The organism is Pseudomonas citronellolis, from assembly GCF_029335315.1.
Classification (GTDB): Bacteria; Pseudomonadota; Gammaproteobacteria; order Pseudomonadales; family Pseudomonadaceae; genus Pseudomonas; species Pseudomonas citronellolis_A.
Map to the genome: position 1 here is coordinate 1 of NZ_JARJLT010000126.1, position 3,928 is coordinate 3,928.

The window sequence follows — 3,928 nt, forward strand, 5'->3', positions numbered from 1 at the left end:
CCGGGCGCAAGGGCCGGGCGCCCCCTCGGCGTCGACAGAGGTCACGACGGCGGCGCGACCTCCGCGCTGTCGGCAAGTTGCCATTACGCGGATATTTCATCTCGCTGTCATGAGACGTACACATTCGCGGCATTAAATCATCACGTCTTCTAACCAACCGGGGTGTTCCCGGTCTTCCTCCCATATTGAGGTATTGACGTGATGCTGCTCAGCAAAACCCGCTTGTCCGTCCTGCTGGCTTCCATGGCTCTGACCGGCCTGGCCCACGCCACTGATGTCACCGGCGCCGGCTCCAGCTTCGTATACCCGGTTCTGTCGAAGTGGTCCCAGGAATACAGCAAGTCGTCCAGCAATCGCATCAACTACCAGTCGATCGGCTCCGGCGGCGGCATCGCCCAGATCAAGGCGGCCACCGTCGACTTCGGCGCTTCCGACGCCCCGCTGTCCGCCGACGACCTGAAAGCGGCCGGCCTGGGCCAGTTCCCCAGCGTCATCGGCGGCATCGTGCCGGTGGTCAACCTGGACGGCGTCGAGCCGGGCAAACTGCACCTGGACGGTGAAGTGCTGGCGAAGATCTTCCTCGGCAGCATCACCGACTGGAACGACCCGGCCATCGTCGCGCTGAACCCGGAACTGAAACTGCCGGCCACCAAGATCACCGTGGTTCGCCGTTCCGACGGTTCGGGCACCTCCTACAACTTCACCAACTACCTGGCCAAGGCCAGCAGCGAGTGGAAGGACAAGGTCGGCTTCGGCACCACCGTACCCTGGCCGGTAGGCATGGGCGGCAAGGGCAACGAAGGCGTCTCCGCCTACGTCAAGCAGATCAAGAACTCGATCGGCTACGTCGAATACGCCTACGCCCTGCAGAACAAGATGTCCTACGCCTCGCTGAAGAACGCCGCCGGCAAGTTCGTCCAGCCCAGCGCCAAGAGCTTCCAGGCCGCCGCCGACACCGCCGACTGGGCCAACGCCAAGGACTTCAACCTGCTGATGACCAACGCCCCGGGCGACAACGCGTGGCCGATCACCGCCACCACCTGGATCATCATGTACAAGCAACCGAAGAACGCGGAACAGGCCCAGGCCGCCTTCCACTTCTTCAAGTGGTCCCTGGAGAACGGCCAGCAGCAGGCCTCCGCCCTGGACTACGTGGCGCTGCCGGAGTCCCTGGTCAAGCGCATCGAAGGCTACTGGAAGTCGGACTTCGCCCGCTGATCGGGTGAATGACCAGGACCGCCGCCCGGAAAACCCGTGCGGCGGTTCGCTTGCTTGGATGAACCGATGTCTACCGAATCCTCCCCGACCATCGCCATGCCCAACGTGAAAGCCGCCGAAGCCGAAGACCGCGCCCTGCGCGACCAGCGCCACGACCGCTGGTTCCGCCACGCCATGTTCGGCTCCGCGCTGCTGGTGCTGCTGCTGCTCGCCGGCGTCGCCGGCTCCACCCTGTGGGGTGGCAGCCTGGCCTTCTCGCATTTCGGCCTGGACTTCCTCACCAGCACCGAATGGGACGCGGTGAACAACCGCTTCGGCGCCCTGGTGCCGATCTACGGGACCCTGGTCACCTCCTTCCTGGCGCTGCTGATCGCCGTACCGGTCAGCTTCGGCATCGCCATCTTCCTCACCGAGCTGGCGCCGCCGTGGCTGCGCATGCCGGTGGCCGCGGCCGTCGAGCTGCTGGCCGGCATCCCGTCGATCATCTACGGCATGTGGGGGCTGTTCGTCTTCGGCCCGTTCATGGCCCAGCACATCGCGCCCTGGATCAACGACTACCTCGGCGCGCTGCCGCTGATCGGCGGCCTGTTCCAGGGCCCGCCGCTGGGTATCGGCATGCTCAGCGCCGGCATCGTCCTGGCAATCATGATCATCCCCTTCATCACCTCGGTGATGAACGAAGTGTTCAACAGCGTGCCGACCACCCTGAAGGAATCGGCCTACGCGCTGGGCAACACCACCTGGGAAGTGGTCTGGGACATCGTCCTGCCGTACACCCGCTCGGCGGTGGTCGGCGGCATCTTCCTCGGCCTCGGTCGCGCCCTGGGCGAGACCATGGCGGTGACCTTCGTGCTCGGCAACTCGCAGCACTTCTCCGCCTCGCTGCTGATGCCCAGCTCGTCCATCGCCTCGGTGATCGCCAACGAGTTCAACGAGGCCTACACCGATCTGCACCGTTCCGCGCTGATCGCCCTGGGCTTCCTGCTCTTCGTCGTCACCTTCGTCGTCCTCGCCGCCGCACGCCTGATGCTGCTGCGCCTCGCCAAGAAGGAGGGCAAGTGAGATGGCCAACGAAAGCCTGTATCGCGCCCGTGATCTGAAGAACCGCGCCGCCATGCTGCTCAGCTGCGGCGCGACCCTGTTCGGCCTGATGTGGCTGGCGTGGATCCTGCTGACCACCATCAGCCACGGCATCGAGGCGCTGAACCTCGACCTGTTCACCAAGATGACCCCGCCGCCGGGGGCCGAGGGTGGCCTGGCCAACGCCTTCTACGGCAGCGCGCTGATGAGCGCGCTGGCGCTGCTGATCGGCACCCCGATCGGCCTGATGGCCGGCATCTGGCTGGCCGAGTACGCCCGCCACACCCGCATGGGCACCGTGGTGCGCTTCATCAACGACATCCTGCTGTCGGCGCCGTCGATCGTGCTGGGCCTGTTCGTCTACACCAGCGTGATCCTGCCGCTGAACTACCTGACCGACCACCGCGTGGGCTTCTCCGCCATCGCCGGCGCCCTGGCCCTGGCCCTGCTGGTGATCCCGGTGGTGGTGCGGACCACCGACGAGATGCTCCAGCTGCAGCCGACCACCATGCGCGAAGCTGCGCTGGCGCTGGGCGTGCCGCAATGGAAGCTGACCCTGCAGATCGTCCTGCGCGCCGCGCGCGCCGGGGTGATCACCGGCATCCTGCTGGCCCTGGCACGCATCACCGGCGAAACCGCGCCGCTGCTGTTCACCGCCTTCGGCAACCAGTTCTGGAGCAGCGACCTGCTCAAACCCATGGCCAGCGTACCCGTGGTGGTCTTCCAGTACGCCATGAGCCCGTTCAGCGACTGGAACGCCCTGGCCTGGGCCGGCGCCCTGGTACTGACCCTGTTCGTGCTGCTGCTCAGCCTGACTTCCCGTCTCATTCTTTTGCGCAATAGGGCATCCTGATGACTGCCATGACCTCCCCGATCACCGCCGAACGCACCAAGATTCGCGTTCGCGACCTGGAATTCTTCTACGGCGAGCACCGTTCGCTGAAGTCCATCAACATGGACATCCCGGAGAAGTGCATCACCGCCATCATCGGCCCGTCCGGTTGCGGCAAGTCGACCCTGCTGCGCACCCTGAACCGCATCTACTCGCTGTATCCCAAGCAGGAAGCGCGTGGCGAGGTGCTGCTCAACGGCGAGAACATCCTCGCCCCGGGCTACTCCATGAACCGTCTGCGCAGCCAGGTGGGCATGGTGTTCCAGAAGCCGGTGCCGTTCCCGATGACCATCTACGAGAACATCGCCTACGCCGTGCGCCACCACGAGAAGGTCAACCGTCGCGAGATGGACGACCGCGTCGAACAGGCCCTGCGCGGCGCGGCCCTGTGGGACGAGGTGAAGGACAAGCTGAACAACAGCGCCACCGGCCTTTCCGGCGGCCAGCAGCAGCGCCTGTGCATCGCCCGCACCATCGCGCTGAAGCCGCAGGTACTGCTGCTCGACGAACCGACCTCGGCGCTGGACCCGATCTCCACCGGGCGCATCGAGCAGCTCATCACCGAGCTGAAGCAGGAGTTCACCGTGGTCATCGTCACCCACAACATGCAGCAGGCGGCCCGTTGCTCGGACTACACCGCCTTCATGTTCCTCGGCGACCTGATCGAGTTCGGCGACACCGACACCCTGTTCACCAAGCCGGCCATGGAGCAGACCGAGGACTACATCACCGGCCGCT

The 3,928-nt window shown here is 65.4% G+C and carries 4 protein-coding genes; all 4 read left to right on the top strand.

Features of this window, described 5'->3' with window-relative positions:
• The first annotated feature begins 201 nt into the window (after positions 1-201).
• On the top strand, positions 202-1,218 hold the full coding sequence (pstS, locus tag P3W75_RS10870) for a phosphate ABC transporter substrate-binding protein PstS (RefSeq protein WP_276227388.1): 1,017 nt from the start codon (positions 202-204) through the stop codon (positions 1,216-1,218).
• Positions 1,219-1,314: 96 nt separating this feature from the next.
• Entirely contained in the window at positions 1,315-2,280 is a 966-nt protein-coding gene (pstC, locus tag P3W75_RS10875) for a phosphate ABC transporter permease subunit PstC (protein ID WP_430765361.1), read from the top strand.
• Between the two features lies 1 nt (position 2,281).
• A complete protein-coding gene (gene pstA / locus P3W75_RS10880; protein WP_276227390.1) occupies positions 2,282-3,151 on the top strand; it encodes a phosphate ABC transporter permease PstA in 870 nt (289 codons plus the stop codon).
• A gap of 8 nt (positions 3,152-3,159) precedes the next feature.
• The coding region (gene pstB, locus P3W75_RS10885) for a phosphate ABC transporter ATP-binding protein PstB (protein WP_276227391.1) at positions 3,160-3,928 on the top strand (769 nt) is incomplete at its 3' end.

What these genes read in the sequence shown, in the direction of transcription:
- pstC (WP_430765361.1), top strand. Translation starts at nt 1,315, where the DNA reads ATGCCCAACGTGAAAGCCGCCGAAGCCGAAGACCGCGCCCTGCGCGAC.
- pstS (WP_276227388.1), top strand. Translation starts at nt 202, where the DNA reads ATGCTGCTCAGCAAAACCCGCTTGTCCGTCCTGCTGGCTTCCATGGCT.
- pstA (WP_276227390.1), top strand. Translation starts at nt 2,282, where the DNA reads ATGGCCAACGAAAGCCTGTATCGCGCCCGTGATCTGAAGAACCGCGCC.